24 protein-coding genes are annotated in these 22,623 nt (G+C 68.1%); 7 read left to right on the plus strand and 17 right to left on the minus strand.

The window, feature by feature from the left end; translation table 11 throughout:
* The first annotated feature begins 475 nt into the window (after positions 1-475).
* Positions 476-1,819, plus strand: coding sequence for an IS110 family transposase (locus OHA88_RS14805; RefSeq protein WP_328625882.1), 1,344 nt, complete (start codon positions 476-478; stop codon positions 1,817-1,819).
* A gap of 311 nt (positions 1,820-2,130) precedes the next feature.
* Here OHA88_RS14805 and OHA88_RS14810 read toward each other — a convergent pair whose 3' ends face one another.
* Entirely contained in the window at positions 2,131-2,982 is an 852-nt protein-coding gene (locus tag OHA88_RS14810; RefSeq protein WP_328625883.1) for an IS5 family transposase, read from the minus strand.
* Positions 2,983-3,138: 156 nt separating this feature from the next.
* Between OHA88_RS14810 and OHA88_RS14815 the strand changes: the two genes are divergently transcribed.
* From OHA88_RS14815 to OHA88_RS14825, 3 genes are all read left to right on the plus strand, one after another.
* The gene (locus OHA88_RS14815; protein WP_328625884.1) at positions 3,139-3,483 is read left to right on the plus strand and encodes an Imm32 family immunity protein; all 345 of its coding nucleotides are present in this window, start codon (positions 3,139-3,141) and stop codon (positions 3,481-3,483) included.
* Positions 3,484-3,725: 242 nt separating this feature from the next.
* Complete coding sequence (locus OHA88_RS14820; RefSeq protein ID WP_328629694.1) at positions 3,726-4,082, plus strand: nucleotide pyrophosphohydrolase; 357 nt, start codon at positions 3,726-3,728, stop codon at positions 4,080-4,082.
* Between the two features lie 7 nt (positions 4,083-4,089).
* The gene (locus tag OHA88_RS14825) at positions 4,090-5,082 is read left to right on the plus strand and encodes a hypothetical protein (protein ID WP_328625885.1); all 993 of its coding nucleotides are present in this window, start codon (positions 4,090-4,092) and stop codon (positions 5,080-5,082) included.
* A gap of 552 nt (positions 5,083-5,634) precedes the next feature.
* On the opposite strand, the gene OHA88_RS14830 is transcribed toward OHA88_RS14825, so the two are convergent.
* From OHA88_RS14830 to OHA88_RS14870, 9 genes are all read right to left on the minus strand, one after another.
* Complete coding sequence (locus OHA88_RS14830) at positions 5,635-5,886, minus strand: hypothetical protein (RefSeq protein ID WP_328625886.1); 252 nt, start codon at positions 5,884-5,886, stop codon at positions 5,635-5,637.
* A gap of 522 nt (positions 5,887-6,408) precedes the next feature.
* The gene (locus tag OHA88_RS14835) at positions 6,409-7,617 is read right to left on the minus strand and encodes an ATP-binding protein (protein WP_328625887.1); all 1,209 of its coding nucleotides are present in this window, start codon (positions 7,615-7,617) and stop codon (positions 6,409-6,411) included.
* A 55-nt stretch (positions 7,618-7,672) separates the two neighbouring features.
* Entirely contained in the window at positions 7,673-8,071 is a 399-nt protein-coding gene (locus tag OHA88_RS14840; protein ID WP_328625888.1) for a cell division protein SepF, read from the minus strand.
* 104 nt (positions 8,072-8,175) lie between these two features.
* Positions 8,176-9,444, minus strand: a complete 1,269-nt coding sequence (locus OHA88_RS14845; RefSeq protein WP_328625889.1) for a cytochrome P450 — start codon at positions 9,442-9,444, stop codon at positions 8,176-8,178.
* Positions 9,441-10,055 carry a GTP-binding protein gene (locus OHA88_RS14850; protein ID WP_328625890.1) on the minus strand — a complete coding sequence of 205 codons (615 nt, stop codon included), beginning with the start codon at positions 10,053-10,055 and terminating at the stop codon, positions 9,441-9,443. Before OHA88_RS14850 ends, OHA88_RS14845 begins: the two co-directional genes overlap by 4 nt.
* Positions 10,033-10,386: a DUF742 domain-containing protein gene (locus OHA88_RS14855; RefSeq protein WP_030979254.1), complete on the minus strand. Its 354-nt coding sequence runs from the start codon at positions 10,384-10,386 to the stop codon at positions 10,033-10,035. The genes OHA88_RS14850 and OHA88_RS14855 overlap by 23 nt, the downstream gene beginning before the upstream one ends.
* Positions 10,383-10,808 carry a roadblock/LC7 domain-containing protein gene (locus tag OHA88_RS14860; RefSeq protein WP_326606182.1) on the minus strand — a complete coding sequence of 142 codons (426 nt, stop codon included), beginning with the start codon at positions 10,806-10,808 and terminating at the stop codon, positions 10,383-10,385. Before OHA88_RS14860 ends, OHA88_RS14855 begins: the two co-directional genes overlap by 4 nt.
* Complete coding sequence (locus tag OHA88_RS14865; RefSeq protein WP_328625891.1) at positions 10,805-12,187, minus strand: ATP-binding protein; 1,383 nt, start codon at positions 12,185-12,187, stop codon at positions 10,805-10,807. Before OHA88_RS14865 ends, OHA88_RS14860 begins: the two co-directional genes overlap by 4 nt.
* Positions 12,188-12,279: 92 nt before the next feature.
* Positions 12,280-13,278, minus strand: a complete 999-nt coding sequence (locus OHA88_RS14870) for an MBL fold metallo-hydrolase (protein ID WP_328625892.1) — start codon at positions 13,276-13,278, stop codon at positions 12,280-12,282.
* On the opposite strand from OHA88_RS14870, the gene OHA88_RS14875 reads away from it, so the two are divergent.
* Positions 13,268-13,534 carry a hypothetical protein gene (locus OHA88_RS14875; protein WP_328625893.1) on the plus strand — a complete coding sequence of 89 codons (267 nt, stop codon included), beginning with the start codon at positions 13,268-13,270 and terminating at the stop codon, positions 13,532-13,534. The two genes, OHA88_RS14870 and OHA88_RS14875, sit on opposite strands and share 11 nt — an antisense overlap.
* Positions 13,535-13,616: 82 nt before the next feature.
* Here OHA88_RS14875 and OHA88_RS14880 read toward each other — a convergent pair whose 3' ends face one another.
* The 5 genes from OHA88_RS14880 to OHA88_RS14900 all read right to left on the minus strand — a co-directional run bounded on the left by OHA88_RS14880 (position 13,617) and on the right by OHA88_RS14900 (position 19,812).
* Positions 13,617-14,792, minus strand: a complete 1,176-nt coding sequence (locus OHA88_RS14880; RefSeq protein WP_328625894.1) for a ricin-type beta-trefoil lectin domain protein — start codon at positions 14,790-14,792, stop codon at positions 13,617-13,619.
* A 152-nt stretch (positions 14,793-14,944) separates the two neighbouring features.
* Positions 14,945-16,117 (minus strand): Gfo/Idh/MocA family protein, encoded by a 1,173-nt coding sequence (locus OHA88_RS14885; RefSeq protein WP_328625895.1) that lies wholly within the window; start codon positions 16,115-16,117, stop codon positions 14,945-14,947.
* A 39-nt stretch (positions 16,118-16,156) separates the two neighbouring features.
* Positions 16,157-17,794 (minus strand): hypothetical protein, encoded by a 1,638-nt coding sequence (locus tag OHA88_RS14890; RefSeq protein WP_328625896.1) that lies wholly within the window; start codon positions 17,792-17,794, stop codon positions 16,157-16,159.
* A 57-nt stretch (positions 17,795-17,851) separates the two neighbouring features.
* Positions 17,852-18,805: a carbohydrate ABC transporter permease gene (locus OHA88_RS14895; RefSeq protein ID WP_328625897.1), complete on the minus strand. Its 954-nt coding sequence runs from the start codon at positions 18,803-18,805 to the stop codon at positions 17,852-17,854.
* Positions 18,802-19,812 carry an ABC transporter permease gene (locus OHA88_RS14900; RefSeq protein ID WP_443044231.1) on the minus strand — a complete coding sequence of 337 codons (1,011 nt, stop codon included), beginning with the start codon at positions 19,810-19,812 and terminating at the stop codon, positions 18,802-18,804. The genes OHA88_RS14895 and OHA88_RS14900 overlap by 4 nt, the downstream gene beginning before the upstream one ends.
* A gap of 397 nt (positions 19,813-20,209) precedes the next feature.
* Between OHA88_RS14900 and OHA88_RS14905 the strand changes: the two genes are divergently transcribed.
* Entirely contained in the window at positions 20,210-20,449 is a 240-nt protein-coding gene (locus OHA88_RS14905) for a hypothetical protein (protein WP_328625898.1), read from the plus strand.
* Here OHA88_RS14905 and OHA88_RS14910 read toward each other — a convergent pair.
* The gene (locus OHA88_RS14910; RefSeq protein WP_328625899.1) at positions 20,433-20,594 is read right to left on the minus strand and encodes a hypothetical protein; all 162 of its coding nucleotides are present in this window, start codon (positions 20,592-20,594) and stop codon (positions 20,433-20,435) included. The two genes, OHA88_RS14905 and OHA88_RS14910, sit on opposite strands and share 17 nt — an antisense overlap.
* Positions 20,595-20,725: 131 nt before the next feature.
* Positions 20,726-21,526, minus strand: coding sequence for a DeoR/GlpR family DNA-binding transcription regulator (locus tag OHA88_RS14915; protein ID WP_267000833.1), 801 nt, complete (start codon positions 21,524-21,526; stop codon positions 20,726-20,728).
* A 185-nt stretch (positions 21,527-21,711) separates the two neighbouring features.
* On the opposite strand from OHA88_RS14915, the gene OHA88_RS14920 reads away from it, so the two are divergent.
* On the plus strand, positions 21,712-22,596 hold the full coding sequence (locus OHA88_RS14920) for an SIS domain-containing protein (protein WP_328625900.1): 885 nt from the start codon (positions 21,712-21,714) through the stop codon (positions 22,594-22,596).
* Positions 22,597-22,623 lie beyond the last annotated feature (27 nt).

Genomic DNA, 22,623 nt, shown 5'->3' on the forward strand with positions numbered 1-22,623 from the left:
CACTCCAGGAGGCGGCGATAGCCGTCGGGGTGGTGGGGAACGGAGCGGTCGCCAGGTGCCGGCCAATGGTGTCAATCACGGCTGCCTGGTGGAAGTCGGTGTGGGTGTCCACGCCGCCGACCACCGCGATCTGATCTTCCATGCTGGGTACTGCTGTCCTTCCGTGCGATGCGCGAGGGATCACACGGGCCGGTCGGGCGGGAGGACAAGACTGTGATGGGACCTTTGGCCGGGCTCCTGACTTGTTCAATCGAGTCCAGACGCTCGGTCTGCAGCCGTAGCGTCCAGGGTGTCGGTCGGCACGGGCCCGCAGTGCTCCTTGCCGCCTTCGGGCTGGCTCACTGATAGCGTGCCGCCGCCGTCCGGCACCCGCGCGGTGTGGCTCGACAGAGGCATGAAGGTGACGCAGTGACTTCAAGTCAGGGTGCCCGCCGCACTCCCGTCCCTGTCTCATCGAGTGCGAGGCCAGCATCCTGTGATTCTGATCGGTGTCGATCCCCACAAGTCGTCCCACACCGCTGTTGCCGTCGACGCTGCGGGCCACCAAGTGGCCCAGCGCCGTTTCGTCGTCAACGCTGGGACTTTTCGTCAGTTGATGCGCTGGTGCGAGCAGTGGCCTGAGCGCCGGTTTGCCGTCGAAGGTGCCGGCGGACTGGGGCGTTCGCTTGCCCAGCAGCTCGCCGCCGCGGGCGAGAACGTGGTCGACGTGCCCTCCACGTTGTCGGCTCGAGCTCGGCTCCTGGCCACTGGTGGCGACCGCAAGACCGACGCCGCGGACGCCCTTCATGTCGCTCAGGTCGCCTTGTTCAGGGCAGACTTGCGGCCGGTGGCACAGGAAGACCAGACCACTATCCTGCGGCTGCTGACCGAGCGGCGCGACGACCTGGTGCACGAACGCACCCGGGTCCTCAACCGGCTGCACGCTGTGCTGCGCGATCTGGTGCCTGGCGGTGCACCCACCGGGTTGTCTGCCGACAAAGCTGCCACCGTGATGAAGGGCATCCGGCCGATTACAGCCATCGACTCCTGCCGTCGGGACATAGCCCGTGATCTGCTGGCCGATCTTCGACGCCTGGACCGGCAGGTCAAGGACAACGAGGCTGAGATGCGTGAGGCTGTCGCCGCGACTCACACCACGCTGACCACCCTGCCGGGCCTGGGCACCGTGCTGGCCGCCAAGGTGATCGGCCATGTCGGAGACGCCACACGATTCCCCACCGAGCACCACTTCGCCAGGTACACCGGCAGCGCACCCCTGGACGCCTCCAGCGGCAACAACGTCCGCCACCGGCTCAACACCGGCGGCAACCGCGCGCTGAACTCGGTGCTCCACACCATCGCCATCTGCCAGATCCGCGACGGCGGACGCGGGCAGGCCTACTACCTGCGCAAAATCACGGAAGGAAAGACGCCCGCAGAGGCTCGCAGAGCCCTCAAACGACGCCTGTCCAACGTGGTCTACCGGATCATGAACGCGACCAACGGAACCACCTCGCTCAAGCCGCTTGACACACAGAGGCGCTATGAGGTCACAGGCGCTCGACCGGCCGCGTGCATAGCGGCACCACCCCAGACCGTCGACGATTCCTTGAAAGGACAGCCCGAAGCGTCAATCGTTCGGTGGGTCAGGCCGCCAAGCGGTGCCATGACCAATCCTCACAGTCGTTCGTACAGTGGCGCGCTCAAGCTCGACGCCCTGAACCACGCCCGCTCCACGGTGTGTGGGCCGAAAGCGGACGGGATGGGAGCCGGGGTGAACGGTGAGATGAAGTGGCTGGCGGAGGTGGGTAGTCGGGCCGCGATCAGACCTGCGGTGTGATGAAACGCGCTAGGATCCTCCCACGGTTTCCTGGGAGATCGCACGGCGACCGCGCGGCCGAAGTAGTGGTTCCGAATTCATCACTTTCAAGTTGGTGTGGCGTAGGTGTAACGGCTGTAGCACGTACATGCTCAGCTCGACGCTCACTGAGGGGGCACGATGGACGATGTTTCAGGCCTACCAGAATTCTGGAAGGAATTCAGTTCTCTGGGACAGGAAGTGGATTTCTTCGTGACTGCCCGACTGTTCGACGGAACACCCGCGGTGTGGCCTCAAGAGCTCAACTACATTAAGACCCACCGGCAAATGGATCACTTGAGGCGTCGGGTGGTGGGGCGGCCGTCCCAGCGGTAGCGGCTCGTCGAGCGTCGAATGAGCATGCGGAGCGTGACGAGTGCGGCGGCGAGGTAGAGGTAGAAGTCCACGACATCGCCGCTCCTCTCGGTGCAGCGCCGCAGCTTGCCGTAGTCGTTCATCCACGAGTGCGTGCGCTCCACCACCCAGCGCTTGCCGGCCTGGATCGGGGCGGGCACGCCCTTGCGGGCGATCTCGGCCGAGAATCCCAACTCGCCGATCAACACACGTGACTTGGTGCTGTCGTACCCGCGGTCGAGGTTAACGTTGACGGCCTCCGGCATCGCACCGGCCTGCTCTTTGGCCGCTGCCAGGGTGGGGCCGAGCAGCGGCGAGTCGTGCCGGTTCGCCCCGGCGGACACGATCCCGAGTGGAACCCCGCACGCTTCGGAGGCGACCGAGCGCTTCAGTCCCTGCTTGCCCCGGTCGACGGGCGAGCGCCCCGCTTTCTCTCCGCCGCACGGCGCCTTGGTGATGCAGCCGTCGACCGAGATTTCATCGAGGTCGAGGCCGATCATGCGGTCGTACGCCTCCAGGGCGATCCGGTGCAGCGCTTGCGAGATCCCCATCTGAGCCCACAGCTTGACGCGGCGTCGGATCGTGCGGTCGGAGCATCCGGGCGAGGAGATGCGCTCGTATCCGGAGCCGTGGATCAGCGCTTGGACGACGTGGTCGAAGACGACGCGGTCCGGTATACGCCGTCGATGGCAGCCGAGCGGATGGTCGGGGTCAAACTCGGCCCGATCGGGCAGCAGGGCCCTGAACTGGTCCCAGGCGGGTTCAAGCAGGCATGATGGCAGCGCGGGCACAGTCGTCCTTCGCGGTCACAGAGCGTAGAGAACTCCATGATCACGCGGGCCTGTGCCCGTTCTGCTGCCACCCCTCATCGCAACCGTGCTCCGCCACCTACTGCCGGTCGGTCTAAGTGGCGGCATCTGGTTGCAACCGAGCTAGGTGTGGACCCGATGGCTGTCCAATTGGTCGGAAGTGCTCGTCTGGGCTATTCCATGAACCCGAGTAAGAACTACAGGAAGTTCCACGAAGGCTCGGACTTGGACATCGCGGTGATCTCGCCAGAGCTGTTCGAAAAGGCGTGGGGTGAGCTCCGAGATATAATCGAGGACGATCTCTTCGCTCAGAGAAAGAATCAACTGCGCAAGTTGGTTTTCGAGGAGTGCATCGCCCTCGACAGTTGTGACCTGGGTGCCGAGGACGGTGTTCCGGACGGGAGCCACCTGCACCTGGAGGACAACAACGGCCTCAAGGACGGGTCCGTCGGCTTGGTTCTGGAACGCAGCGACGACGAATGATGTTTGCCAAGGCAGGCAGTGCTTCGGGAACTAGCTGTTAGGCCAAACTTCGGCCCTGTCGAATACGTGTCGAAGCGCATCCAACTAGCCTCGGTAGTAACGTATTCCCGCAGGTCATGGGAGTACAGGATCGCCTGCACCAAAGCGCCTTCTAACAACCTGCCTGATTCTTCGCTTCGTTCGGCAAGAGGCGCCCAGGGAGGCTTCCATCACCTGTCGTTGGGGTCTGGTACTCCTTGATCATGACGATCCGATCGCTGCAGCAGGCTCTGGCGGACTTCGCCGCCGAGCGGGAGTGGGAACAGTTCCATATCCCCAAGAACCTGGCCATGGCCCTTGCCGGTGAGACCGGTGAACTGCTCGAGGTCTTTCAGTGGCTGACGCCGGAGGAGTCAGCCACGGTGATGAGTGATCCGCAGAGGGCGCCCCAAGTGCGGGAGGAGATCGCTGACGTCTTCGCCTACCTGCTGAGGATGGCTGACGTCCTCGGGATCGACCTAGAACAGGCGCTGCTTGAGAAGATTGAGGTCAACGGCCGGAAGTATCCCGCCGATCGGGCACGCGGCCGGGCGGACAAGTACACGCAACTGGGGGATTGAACCAACGATGCGCATCGTCATGCAGCCGGCACGCCGGTCCGAGAAGGTCGTCAACAAGCACTACGAAGACACCATCGCCAGCCCTGTCGATATCGACGCCAATGCCCACCTCCTGGAGCCCAGAGTCGTCGAGCAGCTCAAGCAGCTGTTCCCCTCGGGGCAGGCGCAGATGTGGGGTGTCGTCCCCGGGAAGAAGGACGTCAACGTCGCCCAGGTAAAGAAGATGAGCCCCGGCGACTGGGTGTTCTTCACCGGCGACAAGAAGCTCTACTTCGGCGGCACCATCGCCCTGATGTGGCGTAGCAGCGACCTGGCCGAAGAGCTGTGGCAGACGAACGGTGAGGGCCAGACCTGGGAGTACATGTACGCCCTGTCCGGTACCCGCGGCTTCGGCATCCCCGTCGCCGAGATCCGCAGCCTGCTCGGCTGGAACCCGAACCGCAACATCATGGGCATCACCGTCTTGAGCGAGGAGGAGAGCGATATCCTCCAGACCTACCTCACCCTCGACCCCGCGCCGTCCGCCGTCCAGCAGAACGACGTCCAGCAGGACGAAGAGGCCGTCGCGGCCTACGACGGCGAGCTTGAGCGCAAGGCCACCCGTGCCCAGCGCGGAGAGCAGGCAGCTCTCAAGCGCCGCCTCCTCCCCGGCCTGACCGGAGAGTGTGCCCTGTGCGGCCGAGAGCTTCCCGGCACGTTCCTGATAGGGGCGCACATCAAGAAGAGGGCTATGTGCACAGATGACGAGAAGCGCGACCTGACCAACATCGCCATGCTCGCCTGCACCCTCGGCTGTGATGCCCTCTACGAGCACGGATACGTCACCGTCGCGGAAGGAGGCGGCATCCAGGTCAGCCCTCTCGCCGCAGTCATCCCAGAGATCGACACACACATCCAGGAACGGCTAACAGGACGCACCGTCACCTGGTGGACTCCCCAGCGCGAGCCGTACTACCAGTGGCACCGCACGCACACCTTCAAGGAACTGCCCCCAGCCTGAGCCCAGGGTTTCTACACGGTATGCGATGGAGATCGATGGGCAATCGGAACGTCCTCGACAAACAGCAGGGCAGGGCAGTACGCGGGGCTTCAGCGGCATGCCCCCCCCCTGGGGCCGTGGGCCTTGTCGGCTGCCGTACGCGATGCAGTGTGAGCTACATCGCGACGCAACCGCAGTTGGACGGGTTTCAGGTTTCCTCCAACAAGGTCTTCGTGCCGTGGTCCTGTTCTGCCTGTGGAAACCTGGCCATCATCACGACTGGGCCCCGGTTCTCATCAAGCGGGGGGAGCCTGCACAGTCCATCCCGGAATGGTTCGCTTGCTTGGTGTGCCGGTGCACGTTGAAGGCGCACGGGATGCAGGCAGCCGGGATACCACGCAGCATCCCGCTGGTGGACGGAGAGGGCGAGCGGTTGATGAGCGAAGCCGAGGAGTTCCTCTGGCACGTCGATCGAGCAGGTGAAGGCGAAGAGGACAGGTCCCCAAGGGCTGACGCTCACGAACAACACTGCGCCCCTTCCTGGCTCGTTTCGGGAGGGGCGCTTTCGTGCGTCTAGCTGTTCCTCTTCCCCAGCTCTTCGACGTAGTTGTACGCCGCGTTGCTGCCCTGCTTACCCGGCGAGATCTTCAAGATCGCCTGGTTCTTCTCGGGGTTGCCGGTGAGGTACGCCTCGGTCAAGACGTACGGCAGGCCATCCACGCGGAACCGGATGCTGCCGTCGGGATACGCGCTGACGCGGATCCTCCTGCCGTCGGGAAGGACAACGTCGTCGGTGAAGTGTGCCATGACGGGCTGATCAGCCATACAGACCTCCAGGTCATACAGGCGTGACTGGTGCGCCCAAGCTACGGGCAACGCCTGGTGAACAGAGGACAGTTGCGCTTGGACTCACTCATCCAGCTCGATGGCGAAGTCCACAATCGTCGTATCCCCACGCCGCACGATCGGGTGGGCGACCTCCACGATCCGGCCCGTGTCGGCTACGTGCCGCCGGGTGTACCGCAGCACGGGAACTAGTGGCGCGGCGGACGAGGTGCCGGGAACCTCGGAGATAGTTCCAGCCTTCCGGCGCCGTCAGAGCGGTCTCGGACAATGAGCCGGGAGCCATTTCTACGCTTGTCAGGGTCCACCGTAGGTCAGCGCCAACTACTCCCAGATCCCGCCGGCTTCCCAAGCCCCATGCCTTCCGGGCCGTCTGTGGGCCGTCCGAGGGGGGCCAATGATGACCGCCAACGACCAATGACGCCCACAACCGCGCAGCTCACAGGCATGTTGCCAAGCGCTGCTGCACCCCGCCGGAGGGGCGGTTCAATACATCAAGTTCTGTCACGGTTCCAGGTCTACCACCGTCACACCGGCCGTCCCGCGGGCCTCGGAGGCGACCGCCTCCGCGACCGTGCCCACCAGCCTGAGGTGCCCGGCCGCGCCGATCGACGCCGCCAGGGCCAGCAGCCGGCGCAGCTGACGTCCGTCCAGGTCCCGGTCGAGCCCGTCGGCCAGCACGGTGAGGGTCTGCATGGCCGACGGCACCTCCCCCGCCGCCTCCATGGCCAGCACCCCGGGGCCGGTGAGCAGCACCAGGGCCAGCGCGAGGTACCTCAACTCGCCGTCGCCGAGCCGCCCGACGGGGGTGCGGTGCCCGCCGTCGCGCTCGACCAGGGCGCGCACCGTCCCGTCCGCGAGCCGCTCGACGCCCAGCCCCGTCACCGTCCCCGCGCATCCGGCACCGGCCGCCGCGACGAGGCGGGCATGCCGCTGACCGCACTGGGTGTGCGTCCGTTCCAGCACCGCCGCGAGGTTGTCGCAGCCGCGACGCAGCCGGTCCTCGCCGCTCGGCACCGGCGCCCGCATCCGGTGCGGCTGCGGTTCGCATGCGAAGACCGACCGGAGGGCCACCACCGTCTGTTCGGCGGCGGCCAGGACCCGCACCTGCCCCTCGGTCGTTCCCGCGACCCGCAGCGGGAGCAGCGCGGTGCCGAGCACGTCGTCCGGCAGTGGAGCTCGGGTCACCGGAACCGCGCCTGCCGTGTGCCAGGCAGCCTGGACCGTCGAACGCCCGGGATCGCGCAGGGCGGTGGTGAGCAGGGTCTCGCCGCCGCCGGTCAGCCGTTCGCCGACGATCCGGAGGGTGGGTTCGGCCTGGACGGCGAGGTCGAGCCGGACCGGACCGGCCGGGCCGTCCGTCGTGCAGCCGATCCGGAAGCCGCGGCGGCCCTGTGCGTCGGCCCCGGCCCGTTCGGGTACGTACGCCTCCGGGTCCGGGAACACCTCGGCGAGCGGGTCGCCGGCGCCCAGCCGGGCCAGTGCCTCGTACGCCCGCAGTGCGCTGGACTTGCCGCTGCCGGCGGCCCCGGCGAAGAGCGTGAGCGGCCCGATCGGGAGGACGGTGCCCCGGTGCGAGGCGAAGGCGGAGAGCCGCAGTTCGGTCACGACCGGGCCGGCGGAACGGGCACCCCGGGCGGCGGACGGTAACCCGGAACGGGCATCGGGGACAGCGGGTGGCAGCGGGGTGGCCCCCGGGCAGAGTGCAGTCATGAGCGGACCCTACTCACGCCATCGACCGGCGAACCGTTCCGCCGGGCGGACCTTCCTACGATCGAGGTACGCCCGCCGTCGCAACCCCCTCGACCTCCATGCCGACCGGCGACAGCAGAAAGACGTTCCGGTCGACCCGGTGCATTCCGCTGCCCAGTCCGAAGACCACACCGCTGGCGAAGTCCAGGATCCGCTTGGCCACATCGGTCTCGGCGCCGGTCAGATCGAGCAGCACGGGGATCTGCGCGACCAGGTACTCGGCCACCTCACGCGCGTCCGCGAAGACCTGCACCCGCAGCACGACCATGCGGCGTTGTTCGGCGGTCTCGTGGCTGTCGGGGACCGTACGGTGGTCGACCCGGGACGGCCACTCGTTGCGGCTGCGCAGCGGGACGACCTGGGCCAGCCCCTCCCACTGCTCGTCCGTGACGTCGTACCTGTCGTACCTGCTCACCGGACCACCCCGTCTGTGCATCGGTCGGCGTTGCGCCGGCTGCGCTCGCTGTTCATCGGGCAATTCTCTCGCCCCTCACCCGTTCGGCGTACCAGCGACACGGGTCAGTGGCTGATCGACACCTCCGACGGGCCCGCGGGCTCCGTGTCCGGGTTCATCTCGAGCGGGGTGAAACGGACCGGCAGATGCACCAGCGCGCGGTGGAACGGACCGGGCCGCCACATCAGTTCGCTCGCCGAAACGGCCAATTCCGCATCGCACAGCTGGCTGGTCAGCTGCTCGATCGCGGTCATCGCAATGAGCAGCGCCGGCTGCTTCGCCGGACACCGGTGCGGACCCGCCGACCAGGCCAGATGCGCGCTGCCGCCGGAGCGCACGCCGGGGTCCGAAGTGGCGGGCTCGGACTGGGTGTTGGCCGCTGCGTAGGAGACCAGGAGCAACTGTCCGGCACGCAGCCGGACGCCGTGGAACTCGGTGTCGTGGCGCGGGTAGTGGGCGGCCAGATTGGCCAGCGGCGGGTCCTGCCAGAGGACCTCGTTGATGGCCTCGTGGGCCGTCATCGCGCCGCGTTGCAGTGAGCCCGCGTAGCGCGCGTCGGTGAGCATGTGCAGCAGCGCGTTGCCGATCAGATTGGTCGTCGGGTCGTGGCCCGCGCTCATCATCAGCGTGATCTGACGCACAGTCTCGTCGTTGTCGAGACCGGCCGGGTGGCCGAGGAAGTACGAGGTGAGATCGCGGCGGGGCCGGGCGCGCCGGTCGGCGACGAGGCGCGTGACGACGGTGACTAGATCGGCGTACGCGGCGGCGGCGTCGTCGGCGGAGTTGAACATGCCGCCGATGCCCTCGACGATCCGTTCGCGGTCCTCGGGAGGTACGCCGAACCACGTGGTGAAGATGTGCAACGGGAGCCGTCGCGCGTACTGGGCGACGAGGTCACCACTGCCGGAGGCGGCGAACTCCCGGATGAGCCTGCGGGCCACGCGGGCCACCTCGGCCCGCAGGATGTGGGGCTCGATCATGGCGAGGCCGTCGTTGATGGCCTCGCGGTAGCGGGCGTGCACGTCGCCGTCGCTGAAGAGTGCGGTCGGCCGGTAGCCGAGCATCGGCAGGACCGGTGAGTCGGCGGGGACGGTGGCCTGCCAGGCCCGGGGGTCCTTGGTGAAGGTGTGGGTGTCGCGCAGCAGATCGACGGCCGCCTGGTAGTCGGTGACCAGCAGGGCGTCGATGCCGGCGGCGATCCGGACCGGGGCGAGCGGGCCGTGCGCGCGCAGCCGCCGGTAGTGGCCGTGCGGATCGGCGGCGAAGTCCGGGCCGTACAGCGCGAGCGGCTGCGGCGGCTGTACGGAGCGCACGGAGGCGGCGGGAGGTGTCATGACGGGTCCTGAGGCTGGGGCAGGCGGGTCAGCACATGCTCGGCGAGGGCGATCAGGGCGTCGATGCTGCCGCGGCGTTCGCGGGCGTCGCACTGCAGCAGGGGGGTGTCGGGGTGGAGATCGAGGTGTTTGCGCAGCACCTCGTCGGAGTGGGCGGGGGCGTCCGGGAAGCGGTTGACGGCGACGGCGTACGGCAGTCCCTGCTCCTCGACCATGTCCATGACGGCGAAGGAGTCACCGAGCCGGCGGGTGTCGACCAGCACGAGGGCGCCGAGGGCGCCGCGCGCGATGTCCTCCCAGAGCGGGAAGAACCGTTCCTGGCCTGGGGTGCCGAACATGTAGAGCACCAGGTCGTCGGGGACGGTGAGCCGGCCGAAGTCGACGGCGACCGTGGTGGTGGTCTTGTCCGGCAGTCCCGCGGTGTCGTCGAGACGGGTGCTGGACTGGGTCATCGCCTCTTCGGTGTGGAGCGTGGGTATCTCCGACAGCGTACGGATCAGGGTCGTCTTGCCCACGCCGAAGGGACCCGTGACGACGAGCTTCATCAGGGTCTGTTCGGCATGCGGCAGATAGCCGATGCCGGTCCGGTCAGTGGAGGGAGCGGAGTCCAACGAGCAGCCTCTCGACGAGCGACCGGTCGGTCTCCCCGGCGCTGGGGATCGGCGGTCGGGTGTGCAGATGTCCGGCGGCCGCGAGGTCCGTGGCCAGGAAGACGGTGGCGCTGACCGGAAGGTCCAGGTGGGCCGCGCATTCGACGACGCTGAGGGCGCCCGGTTCGAGCAGCTCGCACAGCCTGCGCTGTTCCGAGCCCGTGTCGTCGGGCAGGGCCGAGTCGGTGCGTACGAGCACGGCAAGCCGGTCGAGTGCGGGGCCGGTGGGCCGGGTCCGGCCACCGGTGACCAGGTAGGCGGGGATCAGACGGCGTCCTGGACCCGGGGTCATGGCCGGGCGGGGGTGTCCGGCCGGCGGGCGGGTGCGTTCATCGCCCGGGTCAGCGCGGTGACCTGCACCTGCATCTGGTACGCGATGTCGCCGAGCTTGGCCCCGGGTTCCGCGAACAGTGCGAGCGTGGTGTTCTTCCCGGCCGGGACGACGATGGCGAAGCCCTGGTCGGACTCGACGACCGTCTGGGCCAGCTGTGGCGCCTCGACGTCGGTGAACGCCGTGGTGAAGGCCCGGGCCGCGGCGTGCAGGGTGGCGGTCATGGCGGCGACCCGCTCGCCGGAGGCACGGTCCAGGCCGGGTGAGGCCCCTTCGACGAGGCCGTCGCCGGTGGCGACCACGGCGTGCTGCACTCCGGGCAGTTCCAGCAGCGGGGTCAGCACCCATGCGAGGTCACCGGTGGTGGGGGTAGGGGTGCTCACGTCTCGTCGTCTCCTTGGTCGTTCCGGTCGTTCCGGCAGTTCCGGTCGTCCTGGCCGTCTTTGTTGTCGTGGTGTTCCGCTTCCGGTGGGGCGGCGGGGGCGCTGCGGCCGCTGAGGGTGCCCTGCTGGAGTGCCGCCCACGACGCCTCGGCCTGTTCGGGGGTACGGGGCGGCGGTGGGGCCGCCGGGGTCACGGCAGCGGGCGAGGACCGTACGGGTGCCGGGCGGGGTGCGCGGCGGCGCCGGGTGGGCAGTCCGTTGCGCTCCTCGGCGACGGGTTCCGGCTCGGCGGCGGGCTCCGGCTCGGCGGCAGCGGTGGTGGTATGCGCGTGCACCGCCTTCGGGGCGAGGGCGGAGAGGTTGCGCTCGTCCTCCAGCACCGTCAGGAGGTGGGCGGGGACCCGCAGGATCGTACGCATCCCGCCGAACGGCGATGGCTCGATATGACAGCTGAGGCCGTACTGGACGACCAGCCGGCCGACGACGGCGAAGCCGGTCTGCGGCGGATCGCCCAGCTCGGTCAGGAGCACTTCGGAGGGGCCCGCCAGCAGGGCGCGGGCGCGTTCGAGCGCGTCGTCGTCCATACCGATGCCCGCGTCGTCGACCACCAGGAAGGCACCGCGGCCGCCGCTCTGCTGGACCGTCACCTGTACGTCGGTGTCGGGGTGCGAGTAGGCGGTGGCGTTGGCCAGCAGTTCGGCGAGGGCGATCGCGAGAGGTTCGGCGGCGCGGGCGACGACCGCGAGCCACTCGTCGCGCAGATGGTTGGCCACCTTGATGCGTTCGTAGCCGGCGACACGGGACTGGGCGCCGAGCACGATCTCGACGAGCGGCGAGCTCTGCCGTGCCAGGCCCGGCCAGGCGTCGCACAGCACCGCGGTGGCCTGGGTGCGGCGCAGCGCCAGTTCGTTACGGAAGTCCAGCTGCAGGATCCGCGGGTCGTCGTACTCGTGCTGGAGTTCGTGCAGCAGTTGCTGGGACTGGTTGAGCAGGGACTGGATCTTGGCGGAGGTGCCGCGCATCGCCGCGCGGGCGGCCGCGTCGACGCGTTGCCGCTCCTCGATGACCGCGGCCCGGGCTGCCTGAACCGCCTCGGTCAGCAGCCGTGCGGAGCCGCCGTCGACCTCGGCCGCCTCGCGCAGGCCGGGCACCGGCGCGCTGGGGTGGGAGAGGGCGAGCGCGGCGGCTGGAATTCGCTTCTGGGCCAGCTGCCGGATCTCCTCGGTGAGGGCGGCGGTACGGGCATCGGCCGCCTTCGTCTGGCGTTCGGCCAGCTCGACGCGAGCCCACGCCACATTGGCGTCACGAGCCGCGTTCTGGGAGCGGACCACCGCCGTCACGGCAGCGACGACGGCGATCAGCGCCACGATCCATGCCATGCCGTCACCGCATTTCTGTTGTCTGGTCCGTCTCCCTGCCCGGGCGGCGGGAGATCCGGCTGTCACCCCGCGCGGCCTGCCGCCCCACGGGACTACTCCCCTTCTTGCGCGGAGAGTTCTTGAGCTGCGACTTCTTGAGCGACGACGGCGACATCGGTCATCACCTGCAGCACACCGGGCAGTTCGGACCCGTCCAGCTGCCGGTACTCGCTGCCGATCGTCACCACGAGCCGTTCGGCCAGGCCGAGTTCGGGGTGGCGCCGCTCGCCGATCACCCGGCGCGCCGCCTCCAGCGCAGGCACCCCGGCCGCATGAAGGGCGTGGGCGCGATCCCGAACGTACTCGAGGTAGCCGATGTGTGCGCGCACTCCGGCCGGGTCGAGGACCGGACCGTGGCCGGGGACGATGGTCTCGGCACCGGTGGCCAGCACCTGTTCGCAGGCCGCGATCACCTGGGAGAGAGGGCCCGCCCAGTGCACCGGGTGGTCGCCCGGCTGCTGCGGTGTGGAGGCGAAGATGACGTCACCGCTGAAGACGGTGCGCTGCGCCGGCAGGTGCACGATCAGGTCACCCGTGGTGTGGGCGGCGGGCAGGGCCGACACCTGGACCGGGTACTCCCCCAGGGTCAGCTCGAGCTCTCCGGTGAAGTACGTGGTCGGCTGCACCGGTTCGGTCTGCGACCAGTCGAAGGTGCCGAAGTGGCGCTTGAGGTATTCACCGAGCGCGGTGGCCGGATCGCTGCCCTGGACCAGCGCGTGCTGCTGTTTCGGGGTGGGTTCGTAGTGGATGTGTTCCCGGGCCTCGCGGGTCGCGATGATCTCGGCGTCCGGGAGCACGCCCGCGCCCCAGAAGTGGTCCCCGTTGGCGTGGGTGACGATCACCCGGTCGATGGAGGCGCCCTCGGGCAGCCGCTTCGTGGACTCGGCCAGGAACTGGCCGGCGAGTACCGGATCGTACGGGGTGTCGATCCAGATCGCGCCACGCGGCGAGGTGAGCAGGCCGCAGTTGGCGAGGCCCCAGCCGCGTTTCGGCGGGAGCCACGCGTACAGGTCCCGCCCCAGCTCGACGAAGTCTCCACCCGTGATCGACATGGACGCGATTATGCCGACCCCGATCCGGCCACGCGTTCGAGCCTGGCCGCCGCGCCTCCTGGTTGGCGCAAAATCGACGGTCGCGCTCGGCGTCGGCAGTGCGGCGGTGACGGTACGAGACCGGCCGCCGGTGCCTCCGTACGGCACCTTCCGGACGATCCGCTTCAATTCATCAGACAGTGCCACGCATCGCGGCGACGGCCGATCGGGCGGTCGCCGCACCGGAATGCGCCGATTACCCACCGAGCATGGCTGAAAACAGATGCAGAGAGACCCCCGGTGACGGCACCTGACGGCACTGCCCCCGGAGGTCTTCCCGACATCGTGGCAGGGTGCGGCTAGTACGTGGCGGGCACCGTCCACTGCTGGTTGGCGCCGCCGTGACAGTCCCAGAGATCGAGTGCGGTCCCACTGGTGCTGTCGCTCCCCGGGACGTCCAGACAGCGGCCGGAGGCCTTGTTGACGAGCGCGTGCGTGGAGGCGTTGTACGTCCACTGCTCGGCCGTGTCCGTGACGGCGCCTCCGGCGCCCGTACCGGCGCAGTCGCGGACCAGGACGGCCGCTCCGTTACCCGTGCCGGCCGCGGTCAGGCAGTAATCGGAGGGCAGCCGCAAGGTGCCGTCGGCCGCCTTCACCCATGCCTGGTTGTCGTTGCCGCTGCACCCGTAGAGATCGGCCACCGTCCCGTCCGAGACGCCGCCCGACGCGTCCACACACTTTCCGGCCAGACCCGTCACCGGTCCGCGCACCGAGTTGCCGATGGCGAGGTTCTGCACCGTGCCGCCGCTGACCGTGTCGGTCCGCGTCATGGGCGCGCAGGCGTTTCCGCTGTTCGAGGTGGAGGAGACGGTGGCGGTGACCGTACCGCCATTGCCCTTGGGCAACCCGAAACGGGCGTCACTGAACGGCTGGTCGTAGCAGGTGGCGCGGGGGTCGTTCCACTCGAAGTACTCCGTCCAGTCGACCATGCCGGACGGCGAGATGGCGGTGGCGGGCGTCTTGATGCTGCCCAGCTTGTACGACGTTCCCGCCGTGGTGTCCGCGACGGTGGCGCCGAACCAGCCACCGCCTTCGGCTGCCACCTTGAAGGTGTACGTGTGGCCGGCGGTCCAGTCGAGGTTCCTCCGGCAGCTCATGCCCTCACCCTCGCCGCCGAAGCTCTGGCACCAGGAGCCGGTGGAGCCGGCCGTGGCTTCCGAGACGTCCCAGACGGAGAAGAGGAGCACCCTGCTCGACCCACCGTTGGACTGCATCCCCAGGTAGGCGCCGTTGCCCTGGTTGAAGCCGAACTGATGGCTCCAGAAGACGTTGGCGGTGTATCCGGGGTCGTGCAGGACGGTCGTGGACCAGGTGACCTCGGTCAGGACCGGCGCGCCGGAGAAGGAGTAGTTGGTGTACGTGCCGGGAGTCGTGCCGATGTCCGCCGCGTGGGTGGGGCCGGCCACGCCGAGCACGGCCAGGGCGGCCGCGGCGGTAGTGGCGAGGGTGGTGCCGAACAAGTGGCGCAGAGTCATGCGTTGCACCTGCTTCTGATGGGGGGAATGGGGATCGTGCTCTCTTGCCTGCACCCCCGAGGTGAGGAGGTGCACGATGTGCGAGTGAGATCCGCCGGACAGGGCCGAAGCCCTGTCCGACACTTCCCGGTCAGAATCCGGCCAGAAGTTTCCTAGCGAACCTGACCGCGTTCGAAGTACGCGATCAGCTCGGGGTCGAGAGGCGGCACGTCGTACGGTGCACCGCCCTCACGCAGCGAGCGGGTCGCGAGCACACCGGCGGCGACGCTCATCCGGGCGGCGACCGGAGAGGTGTCGGTGACGCCGCCGTCGCGGACGAACCGGCAGAACTCCTCCATGATCCGGCTGTCCCCGCCGCCGTGCGAGCCGTTGGCCTCCGGCACCCGGTAGGTGATGTCGGCCTCGGCGCGGTATCCGCTGGGGCCGGTGTTCCAGACCTTGACCTCGTCACCCGGGCTGTCGCCGAAGTTCTCCAGCCGCCCCTCGGTGCCGATGACGGTGTAGTTGCGCCAGTAGTCCGGGGTGAAGTGGCACTGCTGGTACGCGGCCACAACACCGTTGTCGAGCTGCATGTTCATCACCGAGACGTCCTCGACGTCCACGATGTGATGCAGGTCCTTGCGGGCCGTCGGCGGCCAGTCGAACTCCCGCAGCCAGTTGTCCGGCCGCGGGGTGCCCGCCTCGCGGCGCGGCAGGTCGCCGTAGACGAGGAGGTCGCCGAGGGCGTTGACCCGGCGGGTGTAGCCGCCGGCCAGCCAGTGCAGGACGTCGATGTCGTGCGCGGCCTTCTGGAGCAGCAGTCCGGTGGTGCGGGTCCGGTCGGCGTGCCAGTCCTTGAAGTAGTAGTCACCGCCGTAGCCGACGAAGTGCCGCACCCAGACGGCCTTCGGCTCGCCGATGTCACCGCGGGCGATGATGTCGCGCATCAGTCGCACGACGCCCATGTGGCGCATGTTGTGGCCGACGTACAGCCGGGTCCCTGTCTCGTACGCGGCGCGCAGGACGTTGTCGCAGCTCTCGACGGTGATCCCGAGCGGCTTCTCGACGAAGACCGCCTTGCCGGCCCGCAGGGCATCGACGGCGATGACCTCGTGGGTGTCGTCCGGGGTGGCGATGACGACGGCGTCGAGATCGTCCCGGTCGAGGAGGAGCTTGTAGTCCTCCACCGCGACATCGGTGCCGAAGCGCTCGGCTTCGCGCTGCCGCACCTCCGGGTCGAGGTCGCAGACGGCGGTGACCGCCGAACCCTTTCCGGGGTGGTGGGCGGAGATCGCGATGGAACGGCGGAGGCCGAGCCCGATGACGCCGAGGCGCAGGTCTGACACGGGGGTCCCTTCTGTCTGTACGGGTGGTGCGGGCGGAGACTACTTTCCGGCGATCGAGGCCTCGTACTCGGCACGCATCTGGTCACCGCCGCCGGCGCGCCACTTCTTCACCTGGTCCTGGAAGGCGGAGATCGGCTTGCGGCCCGCGACGACGTCGAGGACGGTATCGCTCACCGCGGTGCCGATGGAGGCGCTCTTCTTGGTCGAGGTGTCCGAGAAGTGGCCGCTGGTGGGGTTGGCCTTGCCCAGCTTGAGGAGCTCTTCCTGCCAGCCGTGGATCTTCGAGGCCAGCTCGGACTTGCCGGGCAGGTAGATGTACTCCGGGGTGTTGGCGAGGAAGGCCAGCGGCATGGCGGTGGTCACGGCCTCGGCATTGCCCTTGGCGGTGAGCTTGATATCGCCGTTGGAGGTACGGGTGTAGTGCGTGTCCTCGATGCCGTTGTCGAGGAACAGTCGCTCCTCGGTGCCGAACGGGGCGGCCAGGTAGTCGAGCACCCGCAGCAGCATCTCGACGCGCTTGGTGTCCGCCTTCTTGGAGATGGCGGTGTAACCGACCGAGCCGTAGCCCAGGGTGTACGACGGGGTGGCACCGGCCTTGCCGGCGAACGGCACGATGACGCCGAACGGGAAGTCGTACGTCTTGACGTCGGTCAGGAAGCTCGGGAAGGACTGCACGTACGCGCCGAGCGATCCCTGCGCCACCTTCTCCATGGTGGTGCTGAGGTTCGGGTCCGGCCAGAACAGACCGGCCTTGCGGACCTTGACCGCGAAGGCCACGGCCTCCAGGTACTCCTCGGTCTCGTACAGGTGAGTCAGCTTGCCGTCCTCCAGCCGCCAGGCGGCGGGCGCACCGAACCACTGGGCGAACTGCCCGACGTGATTCACGTACGCAGGTTCCAGGACGTACTTGTTGCGCTTGGCGTCGAGCAGTTCCTTGCCCTTGGCGAGGAAGTCCTCGGCGCTGGTGAACTCGGCGCCGCCGACCGGCTTCCAGAAGTCCTGGTTGACGACGTAGACCTGGCCCATGGAGCCGTACGCGACGGCCACACCGCGGATCTTGCCGTTGATGACGGCGGTCTTCCACGCGGTGGTGGGCAGGTTCGCCAGGTTCGGATACTTCTTGACCGCATCACCGGACAGGTGCGGCGTGAGGTCGTGGAACTTGGCGTCCAGCAGCTCGGGGACGTGCTGGAGGCCCTGGTTCGGCGGGAACCACACGAGGTCGGGGATGTCTCCGCTGGCGATGATCGCGTTGAACTTGCCGGGGTAGCCGGCACCCTCCTCGACCACGATCGTCATGTCGAACTGCGAGCCGAGACGCTTGTTCAGTTCCTGCCAGTAGGCATTCTTGTTCTGGGCCGGCGCGGGCGTCGTGAAGGTCTCGGTCAGCGCCGTGATGCGGCTGCCGTCACCGGGGGCCTTGGCCACCGACTTGGTGAGCTTCTTCGGGTAGCGCAGGTACGTGGCGTCCAGTCCGGCAGCGTTGCCCGCGAGGTCAGCGGGGGCGGTCTGCGCGGCGACGTACGTCGGGAGCTTCAGCTTGGCGGACGCCTTGGCGCCCCCCTTGCTGACGGTGGCGCCGCTGCCGCACGCGGTCAGGGACGACAGGCCTGCCACGGTCAGACCGGCGATCCCCGCCGCGCCCATGAAACCGCGCCTGGACAAGTTGGTGGACATGGTGCTCCTTGAAGTATGTGAAGTGCGGGGGGAGAGGGGGCTGCGGCGGGCGGATGATCAGCCCTTGATCGCCCCGGTGAGGACGCCCTTGACGAAGAACTTCTGCAGGAAGGGGTAGACGCAGAAGATGGGCACGATCGCGATGATCAGTACGGCCATCTGCAGCGAGGTCGCGGGCGGAATCGCATGCACGCCCATGGCCTGTGCGTTGATGCTCTGACCGTTCAGGACGTACGAGCGCAGGATCACCTGGATGGGGAACTTGCCCGAGTCGTTGAGGTAGAGCACCGCGTTGAAGAAGCTGTTCCAGTAGCCGACCGCGTAGAAGAGGCCGACCACGGCGAGGACCGCCTTGGAGAGCGGGAGGACGATCCGGAAGAGGACGGTCACCTCACCCGCGCCGTCGATCCGCGCGGCGTCGTACAGCTCCTCGGGAATGCTCTGGAAGAAGGAGCGGACGACCACGATGTTGAACGCGTTGAGAAGTACGGGAAGGATCAGCGAGGCGTAGGTGTCGAGCAGTTGGAACTGCTGGACCGCCAGGTACGTCGGGATGATTCCGGGGGCGAAGAGGAAGGTGCCCAGTACCAGCAGCAGGATCGGCTTGCCGAGGACCGTGCCGGGGCGCGAGGTGCCGTACGCGATGAGCACCGTGCACGCCAGGCTGAGCGCGGTACCGATGAGCGTGATGAAGATGGAGACCACGGCGGCCTGGGTGACGACCCCGCCGGAGAGGATGACCCGGTACGCCTCCAGCGTCGGGTGCTTCGGCAGCAGGACGTAGCCGCCGTTGGCGTTGAGTTCCTCGCGGCCGGCCAGGCTGGTGCCGATGGCCAGGACGAACGGGTAGAGCACGATCACGGTCAGGACGGCAAGGGCCGCTGCCTTCGCTCCCTGCCCGTACCAGTGCGGACGCTCCATCCACGGCGGACGGCCGGACGAGACGCGGGTGGTGGCGCGCGGACCGGACCCGGCGGTGCGCAGTCGGCTCGCAAAGGTTTGCTGACTCATCGGTACACTCCCTGCTCACCGAAGCGGTGGGCCAGCTTGTTGGCGGCGAGGATCAGGGCGAATCCGATGACGCCCTTCATCAGACCGGCGGCCGTGCTCATCCCCCAGTCGCCGTCGATGACGCCGTGAAAGTAGACGTAGGTGTCCATCACTTCGGAGGCGTCCGGGCCGACAGCGTCGCGCTGCAGGATGATCTGCTCGAAGCCGACCGAGAGGATGTCGCCGAGCCGCAGGATCAGCAGCATGAGGATCACCGGCCGGATGCCCGGCAGGGTGATGTGCCAGATCCTGCGGAGCCAGCCGGCGCCGTCCATGGCGGCGGACTCGTACTGGCCCATGTCGATCGAGGCGATCGCTGCCAGGAAGATGATCGTGCCCCAGCCGCAGTCCTTCCAGATGGCCTGGGCGGTGATCAGCAGCTTGAAGGTGCCGGGGTCCGTCATCACGTTGCCGATGTTGACCCCGTGCTCCATCAGGAGCGTGGTGACCGAACCCGCGCCACCGAGTACCTGCTTGAACATCGCGACCACGACCACCCACGACAGGAAGTGCGGGAGGTAGACGATGGTCTGGATGAACCGCTTGATCTTCTCGCTGATCAGCGAGTTGAGCAGCAGCGCCAGGGCGATCGGGGCCGGGAAATAGAGCAGCAGCTGAATCGCGGTGATCTGCAGGGTGTTGGAGACCGCGGACCAGAACTCCGGCTCGGAGAGCAGCGCCGTGAAGTTGGCGAGGCCGACGAACGGGCTCTGCTTGAAGCCCAGGAACGGCTGGTAGTCCTGGAAGGCGATGACGTTGCCCGCGAGCGGCAGATAGAAGAAGAGCACGAAGTACAGGACGCCCGGCAGGCAGAACAGCAGGAGGGCTCTGTCCCGCCTCAAGCGGTGACGCAGCGGCTGCCGTATGCGGGCTTTGGCGCGCTTCTTCCCGGCGGGTGAGTCCGCGTCATCCGGGTCGCGGGGCTGCGGCACCGGCGACCGCACGGCTGAGACCGGCGCATCTGCCATCGTCACAGGCACCTCCAGGGCTGATGGAGCAGAGGGAGTCCCGCAATTGCGGAGGCGGCACGCACGACCGACGGTGCGGCCGCTGCTCCGTCGCGGCGACAGCCACATAGTTCACGACGGTGCGCCTGGATGGCAAGAGTTGTTCATTTCGCAGAGGTAACGAACATCTATAGACATTGAAAAAGTCATGTGGACATCCGTTTTGGGCCCATTAGGGCAGGAAGTCAGGCGCGAAAGAGGCGCAACGGGAGCACGAAAGCGCCTCGATGAGATGACTGAACCTCTTGCCAACGGGTTCGTTGCGGGTCCAGGATGCTCCACCATGCTCGATCTTGCATCGAAAGGCACCTCTACCGACACTCTCAAGCAGAGTCGGTATGCGCCTATGACCTCTCGCATGACTGTGCCCGGCCTCGGCCGGCTCGGCCGCATCGCCGGAAGCGCCTTCGCGGCACTGGCACTTGCGGCCGGACCAGGAATGTCCACGGCGGCCACGGCGCACGCCGATGAGGACGGCTCAGGGGACACCCCCGGCACATACACCCACTACGAATTCCCCGCCGGGACCCCGGACCTGTCATCCGTGACGTGGAGTACCACGGTCACCGCCGACCCCGGCTTCACAACTTCTGCCTGACCGCCGCACCGGAGACGTCCGGCAACGGCAGGGAGGTGCCGGTCACGATCACGACCTGTGCGGGCACCCCGGGACCGCTGACGACCTGGACGTACGGCGCACACGGCTCGATCGTCAGCGACGCAACCGGCCAGTGCCTGTACACGCCGGGCAGTCACGGGCCCCGGACACCGTGTGGAGCTGCGCGACTGCACCGGCAAGGCGGACCGGCGGTGGACCGCGCCCCGCAACTGATCCTGCACGGCGGCATCCCCGCCGGACGGACGGGTGTCACCTTCACACGGCGATGACGGTGACACCGGCCTCGGTGAAGCGGGCCTTCGCCTCGGGGGTGATGCCGGTGTCGGTGACCAGGAAATCGACCTGGCTGAGATCGCAGACCCGGGCGAAGGCCCGCTTGCCGATCTTCGAGGAGTCGGCGGCCACGACCACGCGCTGCGCCTGCTCGGCGAGCAGCCGGTTGATGCTGGCCTCGCCCTCGTGATGGACGTACGCCCCGCGCTCGGTGTCGATCGCGTTGACGCCCAGTACGGCGACGTCCAGGGTGATCTCGCCCAGCACGCCGCTGGCCAGCGGGCCGGTGAGCTCGTACGACTGGGGCCGGGCCACGCCTCCGGTCACCACGATCTTTATCTGCGGTCGGATCACCAGCTCATTGGCGATGTTGAGGGCGTTGGTCACCACCGTCAGCGTCGGCTGGCCGCCGATCCCGGGGCCGGTGTCACCGACGAGGTCGGAGCGCACGGCCAGCGAGCGGGCGACCTCGGTGATCGTGGTGCCACCGGTCAGTCCCACCACCTCGCCCACCGCGACGAGTTCGGACACGGCGCGGCCGATGGCCTGCTTCTCCGGGGCGTGGCGTCCCGTCTTGTAGCGCAGCGCCAGCTCGTACGAGACCCCGTGCGCCACGGCGCCACCGCGGGTACGGGTGAGCAGCTGCTGCTCGGCAAGCTGGTCCAGGTCACGACGGATGGTCGCGGCCGAGACATCCAGCGTCGTCGCGGCGTCCTCGACCTCCACCCTGCCGTGCTTCCCGACCAGCTCCAGCAGCGCGTTCCACCGGGCATCCCTGGACAAGAGAACTCTCCTTACGGGTCCGGGATTCGAGCACCCATCCCCTTGGGCACGGTCACCGGACACGCGCAAGCGTCGCACAAGGCTCTGATCAGTCAAGTCTGCTGCAACAAGAATGCTTGATAATGCTTGTAGTTCACCGCTAACGTGCGTGAACGAGCATCCCATCACCTGTACGGAGTGCAAAAGTGTCGTTTGTCGAGATTGAGACAGCCAGCCAACCGGAGTGCTGGCGTCGCGCCGCCGACCTGGCACCGAGCCGGTCGGCCGCCCTGCCCGCCACCGGCGAGCGCATCGCCGTCGTCGGCTGCGGCACGTCGTTCTACATGGCTCAGGCATACGCCGCGCTCCGCGAGGAATCCGGACAGGGCGAGTCCGACGCGTTCGCCGCATCGGAGTTCCCCTTCGGCCGCCGCTACGACCGGGTCGTCGCGCTCACCCGCTCGGGCACCACGACCGAGGTGCTGGACCTGCTGGGCCGGCTCCGCGGCGTCACCCGTACCGTCGCGATCACGGCCGACCCGAACACCCCGGTGATGACCTCGGCCGACGATGTCGTCGTGCTCGACTTCGCCGACGAGCAGTCCGTGGTGCAGACCCGGTTCGCCACCACCGCGCTCACGCTGCTCCGCGCCCACCTCGGCCTGCACACCGACGCCGTGGTCCGCGACGCGGAGACCGCACTCGCCGAGCCGCTGCCCGAAGGCCTGCTGGACTGCACCCAGTTCACCTTCCTCGGCCGGGGCTGGACGGCCGGCCTCGCCAACGAGGCCGCGCTCAAGATGAAGGAGGCGTCGCTGTCCTGGACGGAGTCGTACCCCGCGATGGAGTACCGCCACGGCCCGATCAGCATCACCACCACCGGCACCGCCACCTGGATGTTCGGCGCCGCACCGGAGGGGCTCGACGATCAGGTGCTGTCGACCGGGGCCCGCTGGGTGGAGAGCGGCCTGGATCCGCTGGCCGAGCTGGTCCGCGTACAGCGCCTGGCGATCGCCCGCGCCGAGGCCGTCGGCATCGACCCGGACAGTCCCCGCCACCTGACCCGCTCGGTGGTCCTCGCGGACGCCTGACCGGCGGATGGACATTGTCGAGCGCGC

The organism is Streptomyces sp. NBC_00353 (assembly GCF_036108815.1).
Lineage (GTDB): Bacteria > Actinomycetota > Actinomycetes > Streptomycetales > Streptomycetaceae > Streptomyces.